24 protein-coding genes and 4 pseudogenes are annotated in these 26,339 nt (G+C 59.9%); 16 read left to right on the top strand and 12 right to left on the bottom strand.

What is annotated here, in order from left to right:
- Positions 1–16 precede the first annotated feature (16 nt).
- Together J9892_RS19915 and lpdA are read left to right on the top strand one after the other, a co-directional pair.
- On the top strand, positions 17–415 hold the full coding sequence (locus tag J9892_RS19915; protein ID WP_015912828.1) for a hypothetical protein: 399 nt from the start codon (positions 17–19) through the stop codon (positions 413–415).
- 105 nt (positions 416–520) lie between these two features.
- On the top strand, positions 521–1,948 hold the full coding sequence (gene lpdA / locus J9892_RS19910; protein ID WP_015912827.1) for a dihydrolipoyl dehydrogenase: 1,428 nt from the start codon (positions 521–523) through the stop codon (positions 1,946–1,948).
- Positions 1,949–2,057: 109 nt separating this feature from the next.
- Here lpdA and J9892_RS19905 read toward each other — a convergent pair whose 3' ends face one another.
- Entirely contained in the window at positions 2,058–2,414 is a 357-nt protein-coding gene (locus J9892_RS19905; RefSeq protein WP_015912826.1) for a metalloregulator ArsR/SmtB family transcription factor, read from the bottom strand.
- 235 nt (positions 2,415–2,649) lie between these two features.
- Between J9892_RS19905 and J9892_RS19900 the strand changes: the two genes are divergently transcribed.
- The 4 genes from J9892_RS19900 to J9892_RS19885 all read left to right on the top strand — a co-directional run bounded on the left by J9892_RS19900 (position 2,650) and on the right by J9892_RS19885 (position 6,951).
- Positions 2,650–5,145, top strand: coding sequence for a heavy metal translocating P-type ATPase (locus tag J9892_RS19900; protein ID WP_196739817.1), 2,496 nt, complete (start codon positions 2,650–2,652; stop codon positions 5,143–5,145).
- A 15-nt stretch (positions 5,146–5,160) separates the two neighbouring features.
- Complete coding sequence (cueR, locus tag J9892_RS19895; RefSeq protein WP_196739816.1) at positions 5,161–5,640, top strand: Cu(I)-responsive transcriptional regulator; 480 nt, start codon at positions 5,161–5,163, stop codon at positions 5,638–5,640.
- 15 nt (positions 5,641–5,655) lie between these two features.
- Positions 5,656–5,994 carry an ISC system 2Fe-2S type ferredoxin gene (gene fdx / locus J9892_RS19890; protein ID WP_196739815.1) on the top strand — a complete coding sequence of 113 codons (339 nt, stop codon included), beginning with the start codon at positions 5,656–5,658 and terminating at the stop codon, positions 5,992–5,994.
- A 198-nt stretch (positions 5,995–6,192) separates the two neighbouring features.
- Entirely contained in the window at positions 6,193–6,951 is a 759-nt protein-coding gene (locus J9892_RS19885; protein ID WP_210538756.1) for a glutaredoxin, read from the top strand.
- Between the two features lie 74 nt (positions 6,952–7,025).
- Here J9892_RS19885 and J9892_RS19880 read toward each other — a convergent pair whose 3' ends face one another.
- Positions 7,026–7,220 (bottom strand): heavy-metal-associated domain-containing protein, encoded by a 195-nt coding sequence (locus tag J9892_RS19880; protein ID WP_003821167.1) that lies wholly within the window; start codon positions 7,218–7,220, stop codon positions 7,026–7,028.
- A gap of 57 nt (positions 7,221–7,277) precedes the next feature.
- Entirely contained in the window at positions 7,278–7,652 is a 375-nt protein-coding gene (locus J9892_RS19875; protein WP_008786746.1) for an Lrp/AsnC ligand binding domain-containing protein, read from the bottom strand.
- Between J9892_RS19875 and J9892_RS19870 the strand changes: the two are divergent.
- The 3 genes and pseudogenes from J9892_RS19870 to J9892_RS19860 form a co-directional block, all read left to right on the top strand.
- Positions 7,609–7,767: pseudogene (locus tag J9892_RS19870) on the top strand (4-hydroxyphenylpyruvate dioxygenase); the annotation flags it as partial. The gene J9892_RS19875 and the pseudogene J9892_RS19870 sit on opposite strands and share 44 nt — an antisense overlap.
- 286 nt (positions 7,768–8,053) lie before the next feature.
- Complete coding sequence (locus J9892_RS19865; protein WP_008786747.1) at positions 8,054–8,998, top strand: LysR substrate-binding domain-containing protein; 945 nt, start codon at positions 8,054–8,056, stop codon at positions 8,996–8,998.
- A complete protein-coding gene (locus tag J9892_RS19860) occupies positions 8,995–9,273 on the top strand; it encodes an EexN family lipoprotein (RefSeq protein ID WP_008786748.1) in 279 nt (92 codons plus the stop codon). The genes J9892_RS19865 and J9892_RS19860 overlap by 4 nt, the downstream gene beginning before the upstream one ends.
- Here J9892_RS19860 and J9892_RS19855 read toward each other — a convergent pair.
- The gene (locus J9892_RS19855; RefSeq protein ID WP_124014400.1) at positions 9,263–9,514 is read right to left on the bottom strand and encodes a hypothetical protein; all 252 of its coding nucleotides are present in this window, start codon (positions 9,512–9,514) and stop codon (positions 9,263–9,265) included. The two genes, J9892_RS19860 and J9892_RS19855, sit on opposite strands and share 11 nt — an antisense overlap.
- Here J9892_RS19855 and J9892_RS19850 point away from each other — a divergent pair.
- Positions 9,509–11,098 (top strand): annotated as a pseudogene (locus J9892_RS19850) (conjugal transfer protein TraG); the annotation flags it as partial. The gene J9892_RS19855 and the pseudogene J9892_RS19850 overlap by 6 nt on opposite strands.
- A gap of 170 nt (positions 11,099–11,268) precedes the next feature.
- On the opposite strand, the gene J9892_RS19845 reads toward J9892_RS19850, so the two are convergent.
- Complete coding sequence (locus tag J9892_RS19845) at positions 11,269–11,526, bottom strand: metal-sensing transcriptional repressor (protein ID WP_019396551.1); 258 nt, start codon at positions 11,524–11,526, stop codon at positions 11,269–11,271.
- 224 nt (positions 11,527–11,750) lie between these two features.
- Here J9892_RS19845 and J9892_RS19840 point away from each other — a divergent pair, with 224 nt between their 5' ends.
- The gene (locus tag J9892_RS19840; protein WP_008786738.1) at positions 11,751–12,848 is read left to right on the top strand and encodes a cation diffusion facilitator family transporter; all 1,098 of its coding nucleotides are present in this window, start codon (positions 11,751–11,753) and stop codon (positions 12,846–12,848) included.
- A gap of 43 nt (positions 12,849–12,891) precedes the next feature.
- Positions 12,892–13,269, top strand: a complete 378-nt coding sequence (locus tag J9892_RS19835; protein WP_008786737.1) for a metalloregulator ArsR/SmtB family transcription factor — start codon at positions 12,892–12,894, stop codon at positions 13,267–13,269.
- Between the two features lie 183 nt (positions 13,270–13,452).
- On the opposite strand, the gene J9892_RS19830 is transcribed toward J9892_RS19835, so the two are convergent.
- Complete coding sequence (locus J9892_RS19830; RefSeq protein WP_021740570.1) at positions 13,453–16,470, bottom strand: Tn3-like element IS3000 family transposase; 3,018 nt, start codon at positions 16,468–16,470, stop codon at positions 13,453–13,455.
- A 393-nt stretch (positions 16,471–16,863) separates the two neighbouring features.
- On the opposite strand from J9892_RS19830, the gene J9892_RS19825 reads away from it, so the two are divergent.
- Both J9892_RS19825 and J9892_RS19820 read left to right on the top strand, forming a co-directional pair.
- Positions 16,864–17,055 (top strand): hypothetical protein, encoded by a 192-nt coding sequence (locus J9892_RS19825; protein ID WP_206599706.1) that lies wholly within the window; start codon positions 16,864–16,866, stop codon positions 17,053–17,055.
- Between the two features lies 1 nt (position 17,056).
- Positions 17,057–17,785: pseudogene (locus J9892_RS19820) on the top strand (YoaK family protein); the annotation flags it as partial.
- A 120-nt stretch (positions 17,786–17,905) separates the two neighbouring features.
- Here J9892_RS19820 and J9892_RS19815 read toward each other — a convergent pair.
- Positions 17,906–20,974, bottom strand: coding sequence for an efflux RND transporter permease subunit (locus J9892_RS19815; RefSeq protein WP_063941754.1), 3,069 nt, complete (start codon positions 20,972–20,974; stop codon positions 17,906–17,908).
- Positions 20,975–22,069: an efflux RND transporter periplasmic adaptor subunit gene (locus tag J9892_RS19810; protein WP_063941755.1), complete on the bottom strand. Its 1,095-nt coding sequence runs from the start codon at positions 22,067–22,069 to the stop codon at positions 20,975–20,977. It lies immediately after the preceding gene.
- Between the two features lie 373 nt (positions 22,070–22,442).
- Here J9892_RS19810 and J9892_RS19805 point away from each other — a divergent pair, with 373 nt between their 5' ends.
- Positions 22,443–23,378, top strand: coding sequence for a ShlB/FhaC/HecB family hemolysin secretion/activation protein (locus J9892_RS19805; RefSeq protein WP_210538755.1), 936 nt, complete (start codon positions 22,443–22,445; stop codon positions 23,376–23,378).
- Between the two features lie 13 nt (positions 23,379–23,391).
- On the opposite strand, the gene J9892_RS24795 is transcribed toward J9892_RS19805, so the two are convergent.
- From J9892_RS24795 to J9892_RS19790, 4 genes and pseudogenes are all read right to left on the bottom strand, one after another.
- Positions 23,392–23,832, bottom strand: a complete 441-nt coding sequence (locus J9892_RS24795) for a Tn7-like element transposition protein TnsE (protein ID WP_235697212.1) — start codon at positions 23,830–23,832, stop codon at positions 23,392–23,394.
- A gap of 137 nt (positions 23,833–23,969) precedes the next feature.
- Positions 23,970–24,269, bottom strand: coding sequence for a hypothetical protein (locus J9892_RS24790; RefSeq protein ID WP_223925204.1), 300 nt, complete (start codon positions 24,267–24,269; stop codon positions 23,970–23,972).
- Between the two features lie 98 nt (positions 24,270–24,367).
- Positions 24,368–24,685, bottom strand: a pseudogene (locus tag J9892_RS19795) (helix-turn-helix domain-containing protein); the annotation flags it as partial.
- A 431-nt stretch (positions 24,686–25,116) separates the two neighbouring features.
- On the bottom strand, positions 25,117–25,755 hold the full coding sequence (locus J9892_RS19790) for an SOS response-associated peptidase family protein (RefSeq protein ID WP_182310727.1): 639 nt from the start codon (positions 25,753–25,755) through the stop codon (positions 25,117–25,119).
- 164 nt (positions 25,756–25,919) lie between these two features.
- Between J9892_RS19790 and umuD the strand changes: the two genes are divergently transcribed.
- Positions 25,920–26,339 (top strand): translesion error-prone DNA polymerase V autoproteolytic subunit, encoded by a 420-nt coding sequence (gene umuD, locus J9892_RS19785; protein WP_182310726.1) that lies wholly within the window; start codon positions 25,920–25,922, stop codon positions 26,337–26,339.

The following is a 26,339-nucleotide window of genomic DNA, read 5'->3' as shown; positions in this document are numbered from 1 at the left end:
CCCTATAGGAGCTTTCATGTCTGTTCGATTTCGTTCCCTCACGGCCGGCACCGCCCTCGCCCTGGCATCCGTCACCGCCTTCGCCGCAGGCGACCATGACCACGCGCATGACCACAAGCCGCTGCATGGTGGCGTCGTGACCGAAGTCCGGGACGTGGACTACGAGTTGGTCGTTCAGCCCGCAGCAGCGCAACTCTACCTGCGCGACCACGGCAAGCAGGTCAATGTAAGCAACACCAAAGCCAAGCTCACACTGTTGACCGGCTCACAAAAGCAGGAGGTGCAACTCACGCCTGCCGCGGACGGAAGCCGCCTCGAAGGCAGCGGGACCTTCGCCGCAGCCAAGGGCACGAAGGCCGTCGTCCAAGTCGAACGTGGGGGCAATACCGCGAGCGCCCGGTTCGTTCTGCCGTAGTGTTCAACGTGATCGTCAGGGAACGAGCTGTAATCTGGCGACCACCTGACAAAAGGCGCGACATAGGCGCTCACTATTTCCTCAAAAACTTTGGAGATGTAAATCATGGAAATGCATTTCGACGTCATTGTTATCGGTGCCGGCCCAGGCGGATACATCGCGGCCATTCGCGCTGCCCAATTAGGCATGAAGGTCGCTTGTGTAGATGCCTGGAAGAACAAGGACGGAAAGCCAGCACCTGGCGGCACCTGCAACAACATCGGTTGTATCCCTTCGAAAGCGCTACTGCAGTCGTCAGAGAACTTTGAACAAGCCAAGCACCACTTTGGCACGCACGGCATCTCCACGGGTGATCTGCGCATGGATGTGACCACGATGTTGGAACGTAAGAATCAGGTCGTGAAGTCCAGCAACGAAGGCATCCTTTATCTGTTCCGCAAAAACAAGGTCCAGTTTTTCAACGGCCTGGCGTCTTTCACCAGGACTGTCGATGGTGGCTTCGAGGTGAGCGTCGCCGCCGATGAGGCTGTTACCTTGGTGGGCAAGCAGATCATCGTTGCCACAGGCTCCAACGTGCGGCCACTCCCCAACCTACCGTTCGATGAGCGGGTCGTGCTCTCCAACGACGGCGCGCTGGACATCGCGGCCGTGCCCGATCGGTTGGCCGTCATCGGTGCCGGCGTGATCGGCCTGGAGCTGGGCTCCGTTTGGCGCCGCCTGGGGGCGGATGTCACGATCCTCGAAGGCTTGCCCAGCTTCCTGCCAATCGTCGACCAAGCCATCGCCAAGGAGGCGAAGAAGGCGTTCGACAAGCAAGGCCTGAAGATCGAACTAGGTGCGAAGGTTCGCGAAGTCAATGCAACCGAGGCTGGCGTGACTATTCACTACACCGACAGCCAGGGCCAGACGCAGTCCTTGCAGGCAGACAAAGTGATCGTGGCTATCGGCCGTGTGCCCAACACCGAAGGCCTGAATCCGGCCGCCGTGGGACTCCAACTGGATGAGCGCGGCGCCGTGCTGGTGGACGATGAATGCCGCACCAGTGTGCCCGGCATCTGGGCCATCGGTGACGTGGTGCGTGGCCCGATGTTGGCGCACAAGGCGGAAGAGGAAGGTGTCGCAGTGGCCGAGCGCATTGCCGGCCAGCACGGTCACGTCGATTTCAATACGATCCCCAACGTCATCTACACCAGCCCAGAGATTGCCTGGGTAGGCCGCACCGAGCAGCAGCTCAAAGAGCAGGGCACCGCCTATCGAATCGGTTCCTTCCCGTTCATGGCCAATGGCCGCGCGCGTGCGCTGGGCGACACGCCGGGCCTCGTCAAGGTGATCGCCGATCCTGCCACTGATGAGATACTCGGCGTGCATGTGGTCGGCCCGCAGGCCAGTGAACTGGTGGCCGAGGCCGTGATCGCCATGGCGTTCAAGGCCAGCAGCGAAGACATCGCCCGCATCTGCTTTGCCCATCCGACCCTCTCCGAGACGTTCAAAGAGGCCTCGCTGGCCGTGGACAAGCGCGCGCTCAACTTCTGATTGATCGGAAGCGGCATCCAAACCACCTCACCGAACGCAGCTGCGGGCGGTGGGGCGCATATCGCCATGGAACGTAGGCCACGCCGCAACGGCATGCTATGCCCAACAGTTACTCGTCGTTGTGGTCTTCCGCGATGTGGGTGGCCATATCCAGCAGCACCTGGTTCACGTGCTTGTCCGCCACCTCATAGAAGATCTGTTTGGCTTGGCGCACGCCCTTGACCAGGCGAGCACCGCGCAGCAGCCGCAGGTGGTGGCTCACCAGCGACTGCGAGAGTTCGAGGGTTTCAGCGATGTCCCCGACCGAGGAAGAGCCTTTCATGCAGCACAGCATGATTCTCAGCCGGGACGGGTCACCCAGGAGGCGGAATGTCTCAGCCAAGATGGTCACGTCATTCTGTGACAGCGATTCCAAATCGGCGCTGGGACCCTTCGGTGGGGTACTGAATGGCTTACTTGTATTCATTTTTAAAATATTTCCTAACCTCGAATGGCTGTTTTCGCCCTTCAGAATTAACAAGGCAGCGGCCGCTTAGGCGCGCGCAGCAAAGAACCAGTGCGAGCCTGGCAGGCAAGGCCTCCGTTCCCCGTGCACCGGGTCATTTCTGAAACCTGACAGCATCCGAAAAAGCGCTTGACCTTCCCACGATGGTAAACCCTAAGCTCCCTCCATGTCGAATTTCAACTATGGGAAGCACACCATGAGCATGGCAACAACGAGTAGTGCTGGCGCCCAAGCAGCGGCAATCAGCCTGCCCATCGAGGGCATGACCTGCGCAAGCTGTGTCGGCCGAGTCGAGGCCGCCCTTGCCAAGGTCGAGGGCGTGGCAAGCGTGTCTGTCAATCTCGCCACCGAGCGAGCGGACATTCGCCTGAACCGTCCTGTCGATCGCATGGCGCTGATCCAGGCAATCGAGAAGGTAGGGTACGACGTGCCTCAGGGCACCATTGAGCTGGCGATCGGAGGCATGACCTGCGCTTCGTGCGTGGGCCGCGTCGAGAAGGCGCTCAAGGCGGTACCGGGCGTCACTGAGGCTGTGGTCAACCTGGCGACCGAGCGCGCTACCGTACGCGGTGTGGCGTCCGTGCAGGATCTGATCGCTGCTGTCGATAAGGTCGGCTACGAGGCAAGCCCGGTCGATACTGGCATGCAGGCCGACGAGGAAGCCGCCGAGAAGAAGGATGCCGAGCGCGCCGAACTCAAGCGCGACCTGACCCTGGCCGCCGTGCTGGCGCTGCCTGTGTTCGTGCTTGAGATGGGTTCGCACATGATTCCTGGCATGCACGAGTGGGTGGCTTCCACCATCGGCATCCAGCAGAGCTGGTATCTGCAGTTCGTGCTGACCCTGCTGGTGCTCGCCATTCCGGGCTGGCGCTTCTACGAGAAGGGCTTTCCGGCGCTGTTCCGCCTGGGGCCCGACATGAACTCGCTGGTCGCGGTCGGCACGGCCGCGGCCTTCGGCTATTCAATGGTCGCCACCTTCGCGCCCAGCCTGCTGCCGGCCGGCACGGTGAACGTCTATTACGAGGCGGCCGCGGTCATCGTGGCGCTGATCCTGCTGGGCCGGTTTCTTGAGGCACGGGCCAAGGGCCGCACCTCCGAGGCCATCAAGCGCCTAGTCGGCCTGCAGGCCAAGGAGGCGCATGTGCTGCGCGACGGCCGCATCGTGGACATCCCGATCAACGACGTGGCGCAGGGCGACATCGTGGAAGTGCGCCCCGGCGAGCGTGTGCCGGTCGATGGGGAGGTGACCGAGGGCCGCAGTTTCGTGGACGAGTCGATGATCACCGGCGAGCCGATTCCCGTCGAAAAGGCGGAAGGCAGCACCGTGGTCGGCGGCACCGTCAACCAGAAGGGTGCGCTGACGCTGCGCGCGACCGCCGTGGGCGGCCAGACCATGCTGGCGCAGATCATCCGCATGGTCGAGCAGGCGCAAGGTTCCAAGCTGCCAATCCAGGCCGTGGTGGACAAGGTGACGCTGTGGTTCGTGCCCGCCGTCATGCTGGCCGCCGTGCTGACCTTCCTGGTTTGGCTGGTGTTCGGCCCGTCGCCCGCGCTGTCCTTCGCGCTGGTCAATGCCGTGGCGGTGCTGATCATTGCCTGCCCGTGTGCCATGGGCCTGGCGACGCCGACCTCCATCATGGTCGGCACGGGCCGAGGCGCCGAGATGGGCGTGCTGTTCCGCAAGGGTGAAGCCCTGCAACTGCTCAAGGACGCCAAGGTGGTGGCTGTGGACAAGACTGGCACGCTGACCGAGGGTCGCCCGGTCCTGACCGACCTGGAGATTGCCGACGGGTTTGACCGCAACCAGGTGCTGGCGAAGGTCGCCGCTGTCGAATCGCGCTCGGAGCATCCGATCGCACGCGCCATCGTCGAGTCAGCCGTGGAAGGTGGCATCGCGCTGCCGACGATGACAGACTTCGATTCGGTCACGGGCATGGGCGTGCGCGCCACCGTGGACGGCGCGCGTATCGAGGTCGGTGCCGATCGCTTCATGCGTGAACTGGGGTTGGATGTGGGCGGCTTCGCTCGCACGGCGGAGCGCCTGGGTAACGAAGGCAAGTCGCCGCTGTACGCCGCGATCGACGGCCGGCTGGCCGCTATCATCGCCGTCGCCGATCCGATCAAGTCCAGCACGCCCGCGGCCATTGCCGCGCTGCACCAGCTCGGCCTGAAGGTGGCGATGATCACCGGCGACAACGCGCGTACCGCGCAGGCCATTGCCAAGCAACTGGGCATCGACGAGGTGGTGGCCGAAGTGCTGCCAGAGGGCAAGGTCGAAGCCGTGCGCCGGTTGAAGGCCAGCCACGGCCAGATCGCCTACGTGGGCGACGGCATTAACGACGCCCCAGCGCTGGCCGAGGCAGACGTGGGCTTGGCGATAGGCACCGGCACTGACGTGGCCGTTGAATCGGCGGATGTGGTACTGATGTCGGGCAACCTGCAGGGCGTGCCCAATGCCATCGCGCTGTCCAAGGCGACCATCGGCAACATCCGCCAGAACCTGTTCTGGGCATTTGGCTACAACACGGCCCTGATCCCGGTGGCCGCGGGCGTGCTGTACCCCGCCTATGGCGTCCTGTTGTCGCCGATCTTCGCGGCCGGCGCAATGGCACTGTCCAGCGTGTTCGTGCTCGGCAACGCGCTGCGTCTTCGCCGCTTCCAGCCGCCGCTGGCGGCCGACACCGCTCAATGAGAAAGGAGGAACATGATGAACATCGGTGAAGCATCCAAGGCCTCGAAGGTCTCGGCCAAGATGATCCGCTACTACGAGCAAATCGGCCTGATCCCTCCGGCTGACCGCACCGACTCGGGCTACCGCGCCTATACCCTGGACGATGTCCATCGGCTGCATTTCATCCGGCGTGCTCGCGACCTTGGCTTCTCGGTGGCTGAGATTACGGATCTGCTAGGACTTTGGAATGACAAAGCGCGTCAGAGTGCCGACGTAAAACGCTTAGCCCAGCAGCATATTGACGAGTTGGACCGGCGTATCGAGAGCATGCTGGAGATGGCTGACACCCTCAAGGCGCTAATCCAGTGTTGCGCCGGTGACGAACGGCCCGACTGCCCGATTCTTCACACGCTTGAGCAGCCCGATACTAGCGATGACAAACCTGAGCCGCGCACCGGTGCTGTGCCGCGTCGCGCGCGAACCAACACATCGGCAAAAAAGCCGCGTTCACATTGATCGGCTAGGAGAGACATGCCTAAGATCACCGTCTTGCCCCATTCTGAACTGGCGCCCGAGGGAGTCGAGCTAAACGTGCCAACCGGTATCTCGATCTGCGAGGCTCTGCTGGACAACGGCATCGAGATCGAGCATGCCTGCGACATGAGCTGTGCATGCACGACCTGTCACTGCATCGTGCGCAAGGGGTTCGATTCGCTAAACGAAGTCGAGGAGTGCGAGGACGATCTGCTCGACAAAGCCTGGGGACTGGAGGCGCAGTCGCGCCTGAGCTGCCAGGCCATTGTTGCGACCGAAGACCTGATCGTCGAGATCCCCAAGTACACGATCAACCACGCCAAGGAGAACCACTAGGGCCGGGTATGCGGTCGCAGGAGCAGGAATGTGCTGGTGAACGCCGAGTGGAGGCTGTACCACCTGATGACCTACTGAGATCCAGATGCTTACACACCGTTGCGCTACTGCTTGTTAGGCTAAAGAGGTCGCCAAAGTCTTTCGATGACGGTCAGTGCTACGGCCAGTCCCTCGAAAGTCATACAGGAGAAGTCCAGCATGTCTGCGCCCAAACACGCCACGCTATATCGGATGGTCATGCCCGGCCATACCTGCCCCTATGGGCTGAAGTCGCTCGATCTGCTCGAACGCAAGGGCTACAAGGTTGAAGACAAGCATCTGGCGAGCCGGGAGCAGACGGATGCATTCAAGAAGGAATATAGCGTTGAGACTACGCCGCAAGCCTTCATCGACGAGCAGCGCGTGGGCGGCTACGACGACCTGCGAAAATTCTTCGGTATGTCCGTGAAGGACAAAAACGCTGTGACCTACACCCCAGTAATCGCACTGTTCGCCATGGCTGCTGCGATGGCGCTAGCGACGGGCTGGGCGGCCTCCGGCCAGTTCTGGGGCATGCAGGTGGCGGAATGGTTCGTGGCCTTTGCCATGTGTCTCTTGGCTCTGCAGAAGCTCAAGGACGTGGACGGCTTCACGACGATGTTCCTCAATTACGACCTGCTCGCCAAGCGCTGGGTTCGGTATGCCTACTTCTACCCGTTTGCGGAGGCCACCGCGGGAGTTCTGATGGTCGCGGGCGTGGGGATGTGGGTGTCGATTCCGTTGGCGCTGTTCATCGGGACCGTCGGGGCCGTGTCGGTTTTCAAGGCGGTCTATGTCGATCGCCGGGAACTCAAGTGCGCCTGTGTGGGCGGGGACAGCAACGTGCCGCTGGGCTTCGTGTCCCTGACCGAGAACCTGATGATGGTGGCGATGGCCCTGTGGATGTGGGCCAAGGTCGCCTACCTTGGGATGCACTGAGCGCCGCGCCAGGTACGGCGCAGCGCACGTGCTCGCATCGGCCGTCCTGTGTGCAGGCCGGCCACGACGCGGTGTTACTGCGCGCGCGGCGGGAAGCCAGCTTCGCTCAGGGCCGCGGCGATCTGCTCTTGCGAGGCCGAGGTCTGGACCTCGACACGGCGGGTCGGCGGGTCCGTGACGATCTTGGCGTTGGGGTCGATCGTTTGGATCGTTTTCGTAACGGTGCGGGCGCAGCCGCCGCAGGTCATGTCTTCGAGATGGAATTGCATGGAAAACTCCTTTCGGGTTGGGGTGTTTGAAGTCTGGTCCTTGCCACGGTTGGAAGGTCAAGCGCTATTTGCATCCCCGCTACACCAATCGGCCGAATGCTCATAGGGCAAGGCCGTGGTGCTCTTTACCCGATCCAGCACGAAGCTTGTCTTGCAGTCCTGCACGCTGGGGTGCTTGAGCAGCGTGTCGAGCACGAAGCGAGAGTAGTGAGCCATGTTCCTGACGACCACCCGCAGCAGATAGTCCATGTCGCCGGTCAGCGCATGGCATTCCACGACCTCCGGCCATTTCTGGACCGACGCGCGGAACACGTCCATGGGATTGCGCTTGTGCGAGTCGGAGTGCTTTTCGAGACGCACGTTCAGGTAGGCCGTGAGCGTGAGGCCGATCTTCTCCGAGCCGCTGCTCGGCCCGGTGTTCTTCGAGTTCATCGAGCGCAAGGGCAACTACCGCGAGGGCTTCGGCGAAGGTAACTTCGGTGCCTTGTTCGAGTCGATGGAGCGCGACCAGATCAACCGCGGCGCGCTGGAAATCAACCCAGCCTGATTCGGGCTTTCCCCCTGAAGGCATAGCACCTTCCGCATCTCGCGAGCCCCGGTGGGGCTCGCACTATTTTGGCAAGCGGCCTCCACGATGCCCATTGGCCCTCGTGCAGCTTGCACCATTCATCTCCTCACAATCGAACATCACCACGGCACGGTGCAGGCTTCTTTGACTAATATATGAACACATGTATAATTGTTTATTCAATATTTGGCCTCAGCTCGACTGGTGCTACAGCAGGCGTGCATCTCGTCCCCCGAATCAACATGGATCATGGAAGGACAAGACTATGGAACTTCGTCACTTGCGCTGCTTCATTGCGGTTGCTGAGGAACTCCATTTCGCCCGCGCTGCCGAGCGGCTGCACATCGAGCAGTCTCCACTGTCACGGGCCATCAAGGAACTGGAAGAAGAACTGGGCGTGATGCTGTTTGCCCGCACCACGCGCAGCACTCGGCTGACCCGTGCGGGCGAGCTGTTTCTGGAGCACGTGCGCCGCGTGCTCTCCGCCTTGGAGCAGGCACGCGATAGCGTGAAAGCGGCAGCAAACGGTTTTCATGGCCAGTTGCGCGTGGCATTGTCCGACGGCATCACGCCGTCGCGCCTTTCTGCGTTGCTCGTACTTTGCCGCCAGGAAGAACCCGAGGTCGAAATCCGGTTCTTCGAGGTGCCCCTATCGCAACAGATCAAGGGGCTGCATAGCGATCTGTATGACGTAGGGTTTGCTCAATCCGACGAAGTGGGCGACGGTATCGTCGCCACGCCCGCATGGAGCGATGCGCTGATGGTGGCCGTGCCAGCTCGGCATCCGCTTCTGGCCCACAAGCGCATCCCCTTGGATGAGTTGCTTCGCTATCCACTGGTTCTGTGCGATCCACAGGCATGTGAGGGCCATGCCAAGCAAGTTGAACGGGTGTTGCGCCGTGCGGATGTGGAGCCACTGATTGCAGAGAGGGTTTCGTCCACCGACCTGATGATGGCCCTAGTCTCGGCCGGTTTTGCGCTCGGCCTAGCAGGCAGTGCACACATTGCCGCCAGCCGTGAGCCGGGTGTAGTGGCCCGGCCGCTAGCTTCGCGCGTGTCGCCCCTCACGACCTATCTGTTGCGGCTGGACGGAGATCCGTCCGACGAGTTGGCGCGGTTTATTGAGCGCGCACAGGCCATCGAACAGCCGGAAACCCCCAGGCCCATACGAGGCCGTAATCCCGATCACCCGGAGGAACTGACGCCATGAAGAAGATCATCCCATTCTTGCTGGTTGCCGTGTTGACTGCCTGCGGCCAGTCCGATGGGCCACAGAAGTCCGCCGGTTCCGCAGCCAACATCCCGACAGTGGAAGAGCTGGCGGCCAACCCCGAACGGCTCAAGGAACTGCGCCAGCAGTGCAAGACCGACCGCCCCAAGCTGGGCGACGTGTTGTGCAACCGGGTGGCCGAGGCCACGCGCAAGCGGTTCTATGGCGACGGGGAAACGCCCTACACACCGCCGAAGGAGCCGCCTAAGTTTTGATCGTGGCCGCTTCGCCACGAATATTGGATTTCCTGACCGACACGCCGCAACGCGCCTGCGCTTGCGACGTTTTTCGTTGGCTCGCCACCGCGCTAATTCTTTCTTTTTGCTCGATCTTTCTGCTTAAAACGGTCTTTGACCGGCACTGACGCGGCACCGATCCTGACGCCTCCGGCACGTCCTTGTGCCGCTTTTTCCATGAGGAATCGGCGCAGGAGAAATCGGAGGCCAGGTCATGCAAGGGACGAACGTGCTGTTCGGTCAGATCGCCGTGGTATTCGGCATCGTGATCGCCGGAGTGTGGGGTGCCACACAATGGACAGCAGCAGCCCTTGGCTATCAAGTACGCCTTGGCTCGCCCTGGTTCGATCTTCTTGGCACGCCGATCTATCACCCGTGGAAGCTGTTTGAGTGGTGGTTTTCTTACGGCGCCTATACCCCGGAAATCTTCGACACCGGCGGAGCCATCGCTGGCAGCAGTGGCATGGTCGCCGTGGCCGTCGCCATTGCCATGTCGGTCTGGCGCTCGCGGCAGGCACGCCTTGTCACGACCTACGGATCGGCCCGCTGGGCGAACGCGCATGACATTCGCAAGGCGGGCCTCACGCAGCCAGAGGGCGTGTTCCTCGGCCAGCACGACCGCCAGTACCTGCGCCATGAGGGGCCAGAGCATGTCCTGACGTTCGCACCCACGCGCTCGGGCAAGGGCGTCGGCCTGGTGGTGCCGACGCTGCTTTCTTGGCCCGCGTCCGCCGTCATCCACGACATCAAGGGCGAGAACTGGCAGATCACCGCAGGCTGGCGCTCGCGCTTCTCGCATTGCCTGCTGTTCAACCCCACGGATGCGAAGTCGGCGGCCTACAACCCGCTGCTGGAGGTGCGGCGCGGCGCGCATGAAGTGCGCGACGTGCAGAACATCGCGGACATTCTGGTCGATCCCGAAGGCGCGCTGGAGAAGCGCAACCATTGGGAAAAGACCAGCCACGCGCTGCTGGTCGGCGCGATCCTGCATGTGCTCTACGCGGGCGAAGACAAGACGCTGCGCGGCGTCGCCAACTTCCTCAGCGACCCGGCCAGCCCGTTCGAGCTGACCTTGCATCGAATGATGACCACGCCCCACTTGGGCGAGGGGCCGCATCCGGTAGTCGCGTCGGCGGCGCGTGAAGTGCTCAACAAGTCGGACAACGAGCGTTCCGGCGTGTTAAGCACCGCCATGTCGTTCCTCGGCCTGTACCGCGATCCCACGGTGGCCGAAGTCACCTCGCGCTGTGACTGGCGCATCGCCGACCTGATCGCGGCCGAGCATCCGGTGTCGCTGTACCTGGTGGTGCCGCCTTCGGACATATCGCGCACCAAACCGCTCATCCGCCTGATCCTCAACCAGATCGGGCGACGCCTCACCGAATCGCTGGACGGCAGCGACGGCATCGAACGCCGCCACAAGCTGCTGCTGATGCTCGACGAGTTCCCGGCCCTGGGGCGGCTCGACTTCTTCGAGACAGCCTTGGCCTTCATGGCGGGCTACGGCATCCGCAGCTTCCTCATCGCGCAGTCACTCAACCAGATCGACAAGGCGTATGGACAGAACCATTCCATTCTCGACAACTGCCACGTCAGGGTGACGTTCGCCACCAACGACGAACGCACCGCCAAGCGCATTTCCGAGACGCTGGGCACTGCGACCGAGCTGCGCGCGCAACGCAACTACGCGGGCCACCGGCTCGCGCCGTGGCTGGGCCACCTCATGGTGTCGCGCCAGGAGACGGCCCGCCCGCTGCTGACGCCGGGCGAGGTGATGCAGCTTCCGCCGGACGATGCCGTAGTGGGGTTCTAGGGATTTTCCGTCCAAAAACGACAAAGTGCTCTGGAGGCCACGCCGTCCGCGGCCTCCAGAGGGGTATTACTTTTTTGGCGCTTCACATAGCCAGTCACAATAAATCAATCACTTAGCAGTCTGAATGTCGCATTTGGACGGAAAATCCCTAGAACCCCGCCTCAGAGCAGTTTGGTCAGCGCCTTCATTTCGGTCAGAACGGAGTCCTCGTCATGGGACAGGCAGTGGTCGATGTGGTCGTGGATCAGGACGCGCTTGGCCGCCGTCACCGCGCTTTCCACCGCCGCGAGCTGGCGGGCGATGTCGAGGCAGGTTTCTCCCCCTTCGATCATCCCGATGACGTGCCGCAGATGCCCCTCGGCGCGCTTGAGCCGCTTCACCAGGTCGGGATGGGTGGTGTGCTTATGCATGTCTTCCATGCTGAAATCATATCCCCCCAGGGGGGATACTGCCACTGGATGTTAGATCAACGGCTGCTTGCCAGGCGGGGGGAATGGTCGCCGAGCCAGGCTAAGGCAATTGCCCGGAGCGGCATCCCGGCCGTGGTGAGACGCGAACACAAATGTGTACAACAATTCACACGAAAACATGTTCATGTGTTATATTTTGAGCCACAGTCAAAGACCCAGTTTCCCGAGGCCCCATGTCCCAATCCCACGCACATGACCATGGTCACGATCACGACCATGATCATGACCACACCCCGACCGTGACCAGCGCCAACGAGCGCAAGGTCCTGCTGTCCTTTTTCCTGATCTTCGGCTTCATGGTCGTGGAGGCCGTCGGAGGCGTGCTGTCGGGCTCGCTGGCCTTGCTGGCCGACGCGGGCCACATGCTGACCGACGCCGCGGCGCTCGCACTGGCCTACGCAGCATTCCGGTTCGGCCGCCGCGCGGCCGACAGCAAGCGCACCTTCGGCTACCTGCGCTTCGAGGTCATCGCCGGTTTCCTGAACGCCGTGACCCTGTTCGCGATCGTCGCTTGGATCGCCTACGAGGCGTGGGAGCGGCTGCAGGCGCCGCCCGTGATCCTGGCCGGCCCGATGATGATCGTCGCCGTGCTCGGCCTGCTGGTGAACGTGCTCGTGCTGTGGATCATGACCCGCGGAGAGACCGATCACGTCAACGTGAAGGGGGCCATCCTGCACGTGATGGGCGACCTGCTCGGCTCGGTCGGCGCCATCGTCGCTGCGATCGTCATCTACCTCACGGGCTGGACGCCGATCGATCCCATCCTGTCGGTCCTGGTCGCGGCGCTGATCCTGCGCAGCGCATGGAAGCTGCTCGCCAAGTCGATCCACATCCTGCTGGAAGGCGCGCCGGAGGATGCTTCGCCGGAGAAGGTGGAGCAAGGCCTGATGGGCGCCGTGCCGGGCCTGGCGGCCGTCAGCCACGTTCACGTGTGGCAGCTCACCTCCGGGCGCACGATGGCCACGCTGCACGTTCGCCCCAACGTGGACGAGGAAGCACGCGCCGTGGTCAAGCGCGTCGAAGCGGTGCTTCGAGAGCAATTCAGCATCGAACACGCCACGGTCGGGATCGACTGGAACTCGGGCACCGACGAGAACGTCTGCAGCTTGCAGCCCACGTCGGAGCGTCAGGACCACAGCGGCCACGATCACAGCGGTCATGACCACAGCGGGCACGACCACAGCGGCCATGATCATGGCAATCACAAGCATGGCGGCGGGCACAGCCACGGCCATGACCACGACCATTCCGCTCCTGGTCACAGGCATTGAGGCCGCGCGAGCCGGCTCGCACTCCACTTGAGGATTTGCATCCATGACGTCCCGCAAAACCACCAGCGCCGACACCGCGCAATGCTCGACCACCAGCCACGACGCGGCGACCGATGCCCTCGCAATGTCGCAAAGTGACGTCGCTGTTCTGGCCGAGACCTTCCGCCTGCTGGGCGACCAATCGCGATTGAAGATCCTGCTGCAGTGCATGCATGGCTCGGTCGCCGTGGGGGACATCGCCGAAGCGCTCGACCTGTCGCAGTCTCTGGTCAGCCATCACCTGCGGCTGCTGCGCGGTGCGCGCCTCGTGCGCGGCGAACGCCAAGCCAAGCACATCTTCTACAGCATCGCGGACCAGCACGTCAGCCAGGTGCTGCAGGACATGGCGGTCCACATTTCCGAGGACAAAGCCGACGACTGACCAGGCCCAAGCACCCAGGCGAATGGCAGGTTGCGAGGCGCCGGTACCCACGCCGCCGGTTAGCCTCAAGGACGTCCTCGATGCGGCCTGGGCGCAACACCCTGAATGGGGTTCTAGGGATTTTCCGTCCAAAAACGACAAAGTGCTCTGGAGGCCGCGCCGTCCGTGGCCTCCAGAGGGGTATTACTTTTCGCTGACGGGTAAATATCCCTCGATTGAGCGCATAAGCTCCTCCAGATCTGGCAATTTTTCGCTCAATTCGAAGTGGTAAGTCCCCTTGAGGTTAATGTTGTGCCAGGCCACAGGGGATGCCTGTTTGACGATATCTATTCTCTTGGTATCTCCTTGGTATTCGAAGCTGGTCAACAGCTGGCTGAGTATCCTGGAGTTGAAGTAAACGATGGCATTGGTGACCAGGCGAGCGCACTCATTCCATAGCTGGATTTCTTCGTCTGAACTGCCCCGGAACTGATCCCCATTGACGCTGCTCACGGCCCGACGCAGTTGGTGATAGGCCTCTCCCCGGTTCAGCGCGCGCTGAACATAGTTTCTTAAACTGGCATCATCGATGTAGCACAGTAGATAATTCGCTTTCACCAGGCGATTGTATTCCGTCAGGGCTTCCAGCAGCGGGTGATTGCGCTTGTACTCCGAGAGCTTTCTCACCAAGGTGGCTTGCGTTGTTTTCCGCTGCTTAAGTGATACTGCAATCCGTTGGATGGTATCCCAGTGCTGCGCAATACGATGGGTATTGATTGGCTTTTTTAAGCACAGCTGAATTCGGTGTTCTTTGTCTTCCTTGACATCAAACATGTCATTGATCACTTTGCCAACCTGGGCATAGCGTGGGGCAAACTGGTATCCGAACAGATCCAGTAACGCGAAGTTCACATGGTTCACCCCATGGGTATCGGTTGAGAGCACATCCGGAATGATGTCTGACGTATTGCTCATCAACAAATCAAAGATGTAGTGCGATTCATGTTCGTTGGCGCCGATCACTCTGGCGTTGATCGCAGCGTGATTGGCGATCAAGGTCATGGCAGAAACACCTTTTTGAGTGCCAAAGTACTTCGACGAATAACGGGTTTTGAAGGTCTCGCGCCGGGCTTCGAACTTTTGACCATCGGCACTGGCGTGGATCACATCTTCCTGGATGTTGTAGTACCGGAAGATGGGTAGCTTGGCTGTCGCGTTATTGATGTTGTCGTTAGCAGCATTCAATGTTTCCAGGCGAAGATAGTTCGCCTGGATAGTGCTGAGCTGATCATAGGTACGATCAGAGATCTGTGCCATGCCGTAAATGCCTTGATTGGTTGCATTGCCGACCAGAATTGCCAACAGGTCATATTCATGGGAACGGCTTCTGGATTGGGAACCCAGCACATGAGCGAAGCAGTCAATGAAACCGGTGTCACGATCAACCATGCGCAGTACATCCGCAATCCCCGTTGTGGGAATTTGCTGGAAGAAGGGATTGTTGACCAGATGATGTTTGCTGGCCGAAGGCAGGCGCCAGAAGCGTTTACCCTGCGGATTACGCAAGATGATATTCCGGTTGTCTTCCTGTTCAAGATATTCGCCGACTTCGTACAAACGGGTATCCAATTCCATGGCCATCTGTTTGATCAGCTTTTCAGGCTCCTCCGCTAATTTTGTAAAATGGCTCTGTTGAAGCAGCGTATATTTGTTTTTTCGCCAATGTTCCCCGTCGATCAGGTCGGCGTCGAGTGCCCGGTATTTAGTGATATCAGGCAGCGTCAGCTGGCCATTCAGGCGATCAGGAATCTGTTGATAGAGGAACCACTCATAACGATCGATCAGGATATTCCCTTCACCATCCAGCAGGAATTCACGTGATTTTTTGGAAAGGAGTCTGGTGTCGGCAGTTTGCAACTGAGCGTCCTGGCCGTTGAGTTCGTTTTGTGTTTTCGCCAAGGCGGCCGCTAAGTGCTGGGTGCCGTCGCAGCCTTCGAAGCGCAGACATAGGAACAACTCTCGCAGCAAACCTTTCCGCAGACTTTCTTTCTCGTCGCAGTACTGCCACATGGCTTCATCGACCGATCGTCGCTGCTCGTTCAGGAAGAGACATACAGATTCCAGATCCCTTTTGGTCAGCAGGCTCAGTGCTTGCTGTCTTACTGTTGCAAACGGTAGTTGCAGATCAATGCTGTCATCAATGAACAGGTGCAGTACTTCAGCTGCCTTGCTGACATTTTTAGCTGCTTTTTGCCAATCCTTAAACACCGCTTCCTGCGCATAATCCTTTGCCTTCTGTTTGGTCTGTCTGACATGATGCACAAAGCCATCGGCAATACGTTCCAGCGCTTGCTGCCATCGCGTTTGAAGATAGCACAATAAATACAGCCATTGGCTGCCTACGGTTTGACGTTTCAGTTTGGCACCGTAGTAGTCGACTTTCTCTGCCAGGTGTTGCAGATTTTTCTGCGACAGTGATAGCGTGCTCAACAGCAGATCCACTTCCGGCATCCAATGCTGGATATGGCGATAGACAATCAGTTCTTTCTCCAACTCGGTTCCGGTGAAGTTACGAGCCGATTGTCGCAACTGTCGGAACGGCAGTGGACCTGTGCCGTTCACGAGCTCCGCCAGTGCTTGCTTAAGACCGCGTGACATTGCACGCTCAAGGTGCGCGGCCATGTGTTCCTGTTCGTCTCCCACCACCTGACTGATGATCTTTTGCAGCGTGCTGTAGGCAGGGATTGCGATCTTCTGCCCCGAACAATATTCAATGGCCGCATCGAAGAGGTGCCTAGGCGCTGTCCAGGCTCTGGCTTGCTGGGATAAGTAATCTCTCAACGCCGCTCCATGGTCTTTGACATTCCAGCGCTGGTAGTTGCAGAGCTGGAAAACACGTTGGTAAATCCGTTCGTTCTCTTTTGGCGTGAGATTAAAGGGTCTACAGCCTGGGCCTGGTAGAACGGTTTGATAAACGTATTTGAGGTCCTGCTTGATCTGATGAAAGCCGGGATTCAGCACCACCGGCTTGGCTTTGAAATAGCCCAGCAGTACCACCAGCATGTAACGCTGGCCCCGATGACGGAGGCTTTTAGCGATCGCCAGTTCCTTATCGTTCAGCGAGAAAAAGAAGCGTTGGTCGGCGGAGGTGAAAGCGGGGGGTCCATATAACTCATCTTGTTCTGCCTCGGACAAGATTTGGACACGTTCTTCGAATGCCATGGATTTAGCCCAAAAAGACTAAATCTTACTCAAACAGAGCCCAAATAGGGATCTCGAAAAAAGTAATACCCCTCTGGAGGCCACAGACGGCGGGGCCTCCAGAGCACTTTGTCGTTTTTGGACGGAAAATCCCTAGAACCCCAACTAGTAGCGGAAAGGATGAAACTTTATTTTTACGATTCTCAGCATTTTCCAAGGTTGAGCGAAAATTAGGATGATACTTTAATGATTCCGGCCTCCATCCCCACAAAACGCTTGCAGATGGCAGAATTGAAATAAGTCATTGTTTTAAATGGATTTTTGCAGGAATTGCTACGTTGCAGGGTCCTGTAGTTAGGATGACACTTTATTTTCCTCCCACATGAAGATATCCGCGCCCGGCATGCCGCCGGGGTGCAGTTCGACACCCATCTGATCCCCAACCCGGGCAATACCCGAGAGTGGATCGTGCTGTTGAAGAAGGGCGTGGGCACCAGCTACTTCCTGATCGACGAGCAGGACGAGGTGGAGTCCTTCGCCGACCTCAACGCCCTGATCGACGAGCTGCGCCAGCTGGGTATCAAGCACGCGGAAATTCATTGCTAGCATGCCAATCCGCTATGCCAGGCGTCTGACCGGGCGCAAACGCACGGTGCTGGCCAACCGGCACCTGGGTTACGCCCTGGCCTTTGTCGCCGGGGCGATCAATGCCGGCGGTTTTCTCGCCGTGCAGCAGTACACCTCGCATATGACCGGGATCGTCTCGGCCATGGCCGACCATATCGCCCTGGGTGCCTATGACCTGGTGCTTGGCGGCCTGGGCGGGGTGCTGTCCTTTATCCTCGGCGCCATCGCCTCGACCCTGCTGGTCAATTACTCCAGGCGCCGTCGCCTGCACAGCGAAAACGCCCTGCCGCTGCTCTGCGAGGCAGCGTTGCTGCTGTGCTTCGGCCTGCTCGGCGCTACCCTGGCGAGCATCGAGGGCCTGTTCGTGCCGCTGACGGTGATGCTGCTGTGTTTCATCATGGGCCTGCAGAACGCCCTGATCACCAAGCTGTCGCGGGCGGAGATTCGCACCACCCATATCACCGGCATCGTCACCGATATCGGCATCGAGCTGGGCAAGCTGCTGTACTGGAACCGCCACGGCGAACAGTTCGGCCGGGTCCAGGTCGACCGCCAGCGTCTACAGGTGCTTAGCCTGCTGGCCCTGTATTTCTTTATGGGCGGGATTGCCGGGGCCTTTGGCTTTAACCGCCTGGGCTATGTGTCCACGCTACCGCTGGCCTTGCTGCTGATCAGCCTGGCCCTGGTGCCGATGCTGGATGACCTGCGCTCGGGCTGGCGGCGCTTTAGGCGCGCCCGCCAGATTTAGCAGGGAATAACAGCGGGTGGACAAGCTGCGCGTTGTCCACCCTACGCCACGTCACGCCAGCATAGGGTGGACAACCGCCCCTCAGACTTCTGCCTTGGTCTGCGCCTTGATCCCGTAGAACACGCAATAGAGCACCGGCAGCACCACCAGGGTGAGCAGGGTGGCGAAGCCCAGGCCGAACATGATCACCACCGCCATGCTCTGGAAGAAGGCGTCGGTCAACAGCGGGCTCATGCCCAGGATGGTGGTCAGGGCAGCCATGGATACCGGGCGTACGCGGCTGATGGAGGCCTCTTCCACGGCCTGCAGGGCGTCCTTGCCGCTGGCCAGCTGCAGCTGGATTTCATCCACCAGAACGATGCCGTTCTTCACCAGCATGCCGCTCAGGCTGAGCAGGCCGAGCAGGGCCATAAAGCCGAAGGGAATGCCGGTGAGCAGAAAGCCCAGGGTTACGCCGATCATCGCCAGGGGCACGGTCAGCCAGATCACGGTGGCGCGCTTGAACGAGTCGAACAGCAGGATGGTGATCATAAACATCACCAGATAGCCCAGAGGCAGACTGCCGAACACCGCGCCCTGGGCATTGCGCGAACTTTCGTATTCGCCGCCCCATTCCAGGTGATACCCCTCGGGCAGGGGGATGGCTTCGATCTCGGGCTTGATACGCTGGAGCAGCTGGGCTGCTGTTTCGCCGCTGAGCAGGGCTGGATCGGCCTGCACGGTGAGGGTGCGTTTGCGATCCAGACGCATGATCAGCGGGTCTTCCCACTCGGTGGAAAAGCCCTGCAGCACCTGCTCGATGGGCAGGTAGATGCCACGCACGCTGCTCCAGATCTGCAGGTCACTGAGGCTGTCGGCATTCAGCCGCTCGTTGTCCGGGGTGCGCGCGACAATCGGCAGCAGGCGGGTGCCGTCGCGGTACAGGCCCACGTTCATGCCGGAGAAGCTCATGCGCAACAGGTCATCCAGTGCACTCTTGTCCACCCCCAGTTCACGGGCGCGGGCCTCGGCAAATTGTGGACGAACCAGCTTGGTGCGCTCATGCCAGTCGTGCATCACTGCATTGGCTACCGGATCCTGGCGCATCAGGCGGCTGACTTCGCCACCCAGGCGGCGCAGTTCGTCGGGGTCGGGGCCGCTGAAGCGCGCCTCGATCTTGCTGTCGTTGCCGGGGCCGAGCATCAGCTGCTTGAACTTGGGTTTGACCTGCGGGTACTGCTCGGCCACGTATTGTTCGAGCTGATTGATCAGCGGTTCGATGCGTTCCAGGTTGTCGGTGCGTACCAGCAGCTGGGCGTAGTTGGGGTACTGCTTCTGTGGTGCGTAGGTGAGGATAAAACGCAGGGCGCCCTGGCCAATGCTGCTGCTGACCGTGGTCACCCCTTCCTGCTCAAGCACGTGACGATCCAGTTCGGCCACCAGCTGCTCGGTGTAGCGGATATCGGTGCCTTGGGGCAACCACAGGTCGATAAAGAACATCGGTGTGTTGGACGGTGGGAAAAAGTTCTGGCGCACCTTGCCGAAGCCGGCGATGGCCACCACCAGCAGCACCGCCAGCAGCCCGAGGGTGAGGCCACGGCGATTGAGGGCGAAGTCCAGCAGGGCACGGTAGGCAGTGAAGATCACGCCACCGTATGGATCGCCCTGATCCTGGTTGGTCAGGGTCTGGCTATCGCGGAAGAACAGGCTGGCGAAGAAGGGCGTCAGGGTGATGGCGGTGACCCAGCTGAGCAGCAGGGAGATCATCAATACCTGGAACAGCGACAGGCAGTATTCGCCGGTGGAGTCGTCGGACAGGCCGATGGGAGCGAAGGCGATGATGGCGATCAAGGTGGCGCCCAGCAGCGGCAGGTTGGTCTGCTTGACGATGGCCCGCGCCGATTCCAGAGTGCTCTGGCCACGCTGGCGGCCGACCAGAATGCCTTCGACAATGACAATGGCGTTGTCCACCAGCATGCCCAGGGCGATCACCAGGGCGCCAAGGGAGATGCGCTGCAGTTCGATGCCCAGCAGGCGCATAAAGATAAAGCTGCCCAGCACCGTCAGGGCCAGGATCAGGCCGATCAGCAGGCCGCTGCGCAGGCCCATAAAGATCAGCAGCACGACGATCACGATGGCCACCGAGGCGACGAAGTTGATCACGAAACCCTGCACCGAGGCCTGCACTTCGGCGGCCTGATCGTAGAACACCTGCAGCTGCATACCGGCGGGGCGCTGGTTGTCCAGCTCGGCCAGACGTGCATTGATCGCCGCGCCCACGTCCACCACGTTGACCTTGGGTGCGAAGGACACGCCCAGGGTCAGGGCCGGCTGGCCGTTCATGCGGTAGAGGTTGCCCGGGGTTTCGCTGAAGCCACGGCTGACCTGGGCGATATCGCCCAAGGTGATCTGCTGCGGGCTGCCCGGATCACTGATGACCAGGCGTTCAAGTTCGCGTACGTCCTGCAGTTCTCCCGTGGGGTGCAGGCGGATCGATTCGCTGCCGGCGAGAATACGCCCGGCGTTGGACACCACGTTCTGCTGGCTGAGCACCTGAGCCAGACGCTGCGGGGCGATGCCCAGGCTGCTCATCTTGCTGCGCGAGATTTCCACCTGCACCTGTTCCTGGCGCACGCCGGCCAGGCTGACCTTGCCCACCCCCGGCAGCAGCACCAGCTCACGGCGCAGGTAGTCGGCGAAATCGCGCAGTTCCTGGGCGCTGTAGCCCTCGCCGGTGAGCAGCAGGAAGAAGCCGAATACATCGCTGAAATCATCCCGCACCTGCGGCGGGTTGACCCCCGGTGGCAGGTTGGGCTGCAAGTCGTTGATCTTGCGCCGCAGTTCATCCCAGATCTGCGGGATCTGCTCGGCCTTGTATTGGCTGTGCAGTTCCAGGCTGATCTGCGACAGCCCGGCACTGGAGATGGAGGTGACCTTCTTGATCGAGGGCAGCTGCTGGATGGCGTTCTCCAGCGGGTAGCTGACCTCTTCTTCCACCTGCTGCGGCGAGGCGCCGGGGTAGCTGGTGATGACCATGGCGTTTTTCAGGGTGAAGGAGGGGTCTTCCAGACGGCCGATGCCGAGAAAAGCCAGTAGCCCACCGATGCCCAGCACCAGGGTGACCAGCCAGCTGGTAACGCGGCGCTGGATAAAGTAGCCGGCGATATCCATTTACAGCCCTCGCTCGCGTACCCAGGGCCTTACCGCCTGGCCTTCCTCCAGCTCGGCGCCACCCACGGCAACGATCTGCTCGCCGGGTTCGATGCCGCTGAGTACTTCGATGCTGTTGCGGCTCAGCTGGCCCACCTCGACCTGGCGGGCCGTCAGACGTAGCACGCCGTCCTGCTCGCGAGCCACCCACACCTGCTTGACCTCGGGGCCGCTGTCGTCCGGACTGAACACCGCCTCCACCGGCACCAGCAGGCGGCTACCCAGGTCACGGCTGACCTGGGCCAAGTCAACCTTGACCGTGGCACTCATCCCCGGTAACAGGTTGAGACCCTCGGGACGCGGCATGGACAGGGTCACCTGATAGGTCAGGGTCTTGGGATCAGGCTGGGTGCTGTGCTCCTTATAGACCGCCTCGAATTCGCGGCCGGGCAGGCTGTCGAGAATCACGCTGGGGTGATAGTCGCGGTTCTCTTCACGGCTGCGCAGGTTGATCAGCAGGTTTTCCGGCATCTGAAACAGCACATCCAGCTGATTGCCGCTCTGCAGGGTGACCACGGGCTGCTTGGCCTGCACCACCTGGAAGTTGTCCACATGGGTGCTGGCCACCACTGCATCGAAGGGCGCGAGAATGCTGGTGTATTCCAGCTCCTGACGGGCCAGGCTGAGCGCTGCGCTGGCCGAATCCAGGGTGGCCTTGCGCTGGTCATACTCAGCGCGGGAGATCATCTGCCGCTCCAGCAACTGGGCAATACGCTTGAACTGGGCGTTGGCCAGGTCATAGCTGGCCTGGCGATCACGCAGGCGTAGGCGCTGGTCGGCGTCATCCAGGCTGGCAATCAGCTGACCGCGTTTCACCGGCTGTCCCTGCAGCACGTTGAGGGTCTTCAGCTGGCCGCCGATACGGAACGACAGCTCGGCCTCCTCGGTGGCCTTCAGGCGCGCGGGGAATTCGCGCAGGCGCGCCCCGGCCGGGTCTTCCACGGTAAAGAGTTTGACCAGGCGCGGGGCCTGTTCTTGGGGGGCTGGTGCCTGGTCGCAGGCACTCAGCAACAGGGCGGCCGGCAGGCACAGAAAAAGCAGGGGACGAAGGTTCAAGGCGGCTATCCCTAATCTGGCGAGATCAATAAAAAGGCAGCCCGTTACGGGCCTGTGGCCGAGAGTTTAGGCGTTAATTGCGGCTTGCGCCATGTAGCTGGCAGCCGCGCCTGGCGATGAAATGCCATTGGCCCTGAACCCTGGCTTAACAGAAGGGAAGCAGTGTTATCCGAGTCATTCTGCTTTGGGGGCCTGTATTTGATGGGCTTGTACGTCCTTTACCTCAGAACCTTTTTGTAGACTTTCTTGGAACAGGTGTTTTTGTCTGGGTGGCGATATGCCCCGATGTGATCTGCTTTGCAGTGGCAAAATGACAGCTGCGCAATAATAAGCACGCTGGCTTTTCCATTATTTGTGCTCACAGGGATGCGACATGTTGGTACCCTCCTGCCGTAGGACGTTGCCGTCGTGCACGCTCGGTCATTGCGGCAAACCTTGGCAACGCCGGGTTGCTAGCCTTTTCAAGTCTATTATCTTTAGCCCCCCAACCTGCCGACAGCAGGTCTGGCCGTTTGCTGCTCTGGCCGTGATGTTCAGCACTGCCCTATCGGCGGTCGAGCCATTGCCAGGGCAAGAACTACTCCGCCAGCAGGAGCGCGAGCGCATCCAGCGTGAGCGTCTCGAACCGTCACCGGATGTACGCTTTGAGCTGCCGCAAGCGCTGTCTGATAGCGACCATCTGCCTGAGCAGGAAGTACCCTGCTTCATCATTCACCAGATTCAGTTGCTTGGTGAGAACGCTTCAGACTTCCAGTGGGCATTGCACGCCGCCAATCCGGAGGCTGATCCCGCGCTGGGCCGCTGCCTTGGGGCTGCCGGTATCAACCTGAGCATGAAGCGTATCCAGAATGCCATTGTCGCCCGTGGTTATGTCACCACCCGCATATTGGCTGAGCCCCAGGATCTGAATGCCGGGACGCTGCGCCTAACACTGGTACCGGGGCGCATCCGCAACATCCGTTTCGCTGAGGACAGCAGTAGCCGAGCCACGCTCTGGAACGCGATGCCGGCCAACCCGGGTGATCTGCTCAACCTGCGTGATATCGAGCAGGCCCTGGAGAACTTCAAGCGTGTCCCTACTTCCGAGGCCGATATTCAGATCGTTCCTGCTGAGGGTGATCACGCCCAGCCTGGCGAAAGCGATGTGCTGATCCACTGGAAGCAGAAGCTGCCACTGCGCTTGAGCCTTTCCCTGGACGATTCCGGCAGTGAGTCGACTGGCAAGTACCAAGGCAATGTGGCGTTGTCGCTCGACCACCTGCTGACCCTTAATGATGACTCAAACGTAGACAGTCATCGTATTGGCTGATGTTTCTATACCGTTAGATTGATGCCATCCAACTATGAAACCTTGCTGCCCAATGCTCTATCGACCCCTCAGGCAACTTGCCCTTATCCATCGATTTGGTCTGCGGATGAGGGATGCCAGAATAGCCATCCTTACCACACAGCTCCTTCAGCCGCTTGCTTGGCCAATGCAGTGATTTCTGGGTTAGCTCTTCTTCCAATAATCTAAGCTGCTCCTGCCACCCCTGCTGAGATGTCAGCCTCAATAATTGGGTTGATAGGGAGCAGATCCCATCTGAGGTATCCACTTCAAGGATATGAAAAATCCGGTTCTGCGACTCTACTTCGACAACAGCTAGGCATCTCGGATTACCATCCAGAAGCAGATGCCGATTGCATCGATAGAGTTTTGGTAATTTGCGCAGTTGCTTGGATCTAATCACGCAACCATGAGTTGTGACCAACTGATCCAGCATTGTCCCAAAACAATCAAACTTGTTGGCGTAGAGGTGAAGATCATCAGTTTCATCCGATTCGGCAGTCCACTCTGCGCAGGGCAGCACACCGCCAACAACTGACTCCTCTGTACTGACATCGGCTGAAGCCAGAGATCCTAACTCTTCATCAGCCTTGCCCTTTCGCCCTCCTGCTTTTTCTCGGCAACCTTGCGTGTATTGAAGGCTTTGGAAAACTCAAAGACTACGGCTGGCGCCCGTAATAACACTGGTGAGGTATCCGCGTTGGCTTCCACACCATCATGCACCGAGTGAATATGAGGTCGTTCACCTACCAAGCGCACCGAGCCTTCCCCCTCCCCACGTACATACTCCCGCAGCTTGGGATGGAAAAACTGGATCTCATCTGGGACAGCAGCCTTGATATTTTTCAGACTGGTAATCTCGTAAACCAGCATACTTCTGGTTTGTTTATCAAACCGGCCCCTGACCTCAAAAGAGACGGATGGCAGAGGCGGGGGAGTAAACTCGAACTCCCATTGCCGATATCCGGAGAGTCATGACGCAGGGGCGATAACCAGTCCTTGAGCTGGGAGAGTCCGCCAGAGTAACCGCGCTCGCGCAGTTCCCTGAGCAGCACCGTCGCCGGGATCCAGTGTGGCTTCGCAGCCTGGATCCGCGCTTGCAGATAGGGTTTGAAGGGGTCGAGCTTGGTTGGGCGGGCAGGCCGGTTGGGATAGATTGGCAGGCCCGGGTTGCGCAGATACTTGCGCACCGTATTACGGGACACCCGCAGTTGCTGGGCGATAGCCCGGATGCTCATGCCCTGACGGGCCAACACTCTGATTTCCACTGATAACTCCTGGGTCAACATGGGTGCGGCTCAAAAGCCACGATCTTGGCCCAGGTGGGTCAACTTTACTCCGGCGTTAGTGGGTCATTTTTACATCGGCGGTGACAGCGGGCTCCGGGGTGTTCCGGTATACCACCCACTTCCAGATGCGGGTTGAGTTGAAAGAGGATTTTGCCGTACCGTTGTCGCTGCAGCGTTAGCTGATGAACAAAATCGCCGAGTTCTCGATGCTGGGGAAAGTGCGAACAAGTATCCCACGAACAAAAAATGAAAATTTTAGTCATTTAATATCAATGGGTTACCAGTAAATGCTCTCGTGCCATATGACTTATTCGCACCTTCCCTAACATTCTGTTTTTACTGCTAAAATCATGTCTAGTTGGATACTGTGCAAATATCCAAAATCAAGATTTTTCAGGTGTTTCTTGGTGGAAGCAATATTCTAGAACTTGTCAGCCTTGGCGTCTGATTGGCATCGGCATTCCCTCCAATAACTCGTTGGCCTGCTGTATCAGGTAGGTTCGCGCCAGCTCAGGCTCCCGGCATCCCAGCCAAGTGTCATAATCCTGCCTTGGCACGATGACCAGACTGCGCTTCTCGTCCCCAGGCTTGTGCATCTTTCGCAACAGCGGGTGCGAGTCGGCGTTGATCGTGAGCAGGGAGAAGCTGAAGGTGTAGCCCTGCACTTCCTGCCACGCTCGCCAGATGCCGGCTACCGCAAAGGGCGCGCCGTCGGCCATGCAGATCCGCCAGCGCTCAGCCTTGCCGCTCTCGTAGCAGGGCTCGAAGAAACCGCTCATCGGCACTAGGCAGAGATGGCCCTGCTGCCATGCCCGCCGGTAAGTCGGCTTCTCACCCACCGTTTCAACCCTGGCATTCATGGTCGCATAGTGCTTACTGCCGGGCTGCACCTTCCTCTTCGACACCAGCCCATAGCTGGCGATCAGAGCCTGCCGGTGACCATCGTGCAGGGTCAGGATCGGAGCCTGATAGTCCTGCCAGACCTCTTCCTTCCAGTCGTAACCCGGGTCATCGACACCGAAATATTCCACCAGGACTGCTTTGGTCGTCGGGATGTAGTTGATACACACGGTCAACCCCTCTTTGGCTCATATTGGCCATGTTCATCTGGCCAGCCACAACAAAGCATAATCCGCCACGACACTGGTCGCACCGCCAAGACCCGTTCGCCAACCGATGATCTTTCCAAGTTCACCGTATAGAATTACTGTGTTTTTATACAGTGAAGATAACCATGATTAGCCACAACACCGACGCACCGATTACCGAGCTCCCTCTATTCCTCACCCCTGCCGTGTGCGGGTTCCCCTCCCCGGCTCGGGACTATGTGGAACAGACCATCGACCTAAACCAACTTTGTGTCCCCCATCCCGCGGCTACCTACTACGTGCGCGCCAAAGGGGACAGTATGCAGGGAGCCGGTATCCACGACGACGATCTGCTGGTTGTCGATCGCAGCATACGGGCCGTTCACGGCGCCGTCGTTATCGCTTCGGTTGATGGAGAATTCACTGTGAAGAAGCTGCAGCTTGAACCCTCGGTGGCGTTGCTTCCTGATAACCCAGCCTACCGGCCCATCCATTTCCGTGAGGGGCAGGAGCTGGAGATCTTCGGCGTCGTCACCTTCGTGGTACACAAGACCAAGCTGGGGTAG

Origin of the sequence: Aeromonas sp. Prich7-2 (genome assembly GCF_017939255.1) — a bacterium.
Classification (GTDB): Bacteria; Pseudomonadota; Gammaproteobacteria; order Enterobacterales; family Aeromonadaceae; genus Aeromonas; species Aeromonas caviae.
Note: the sequence above shows the minus strand (reverse complement) of the source record. Positions and strands in the feature narration are given on the sequence as shown.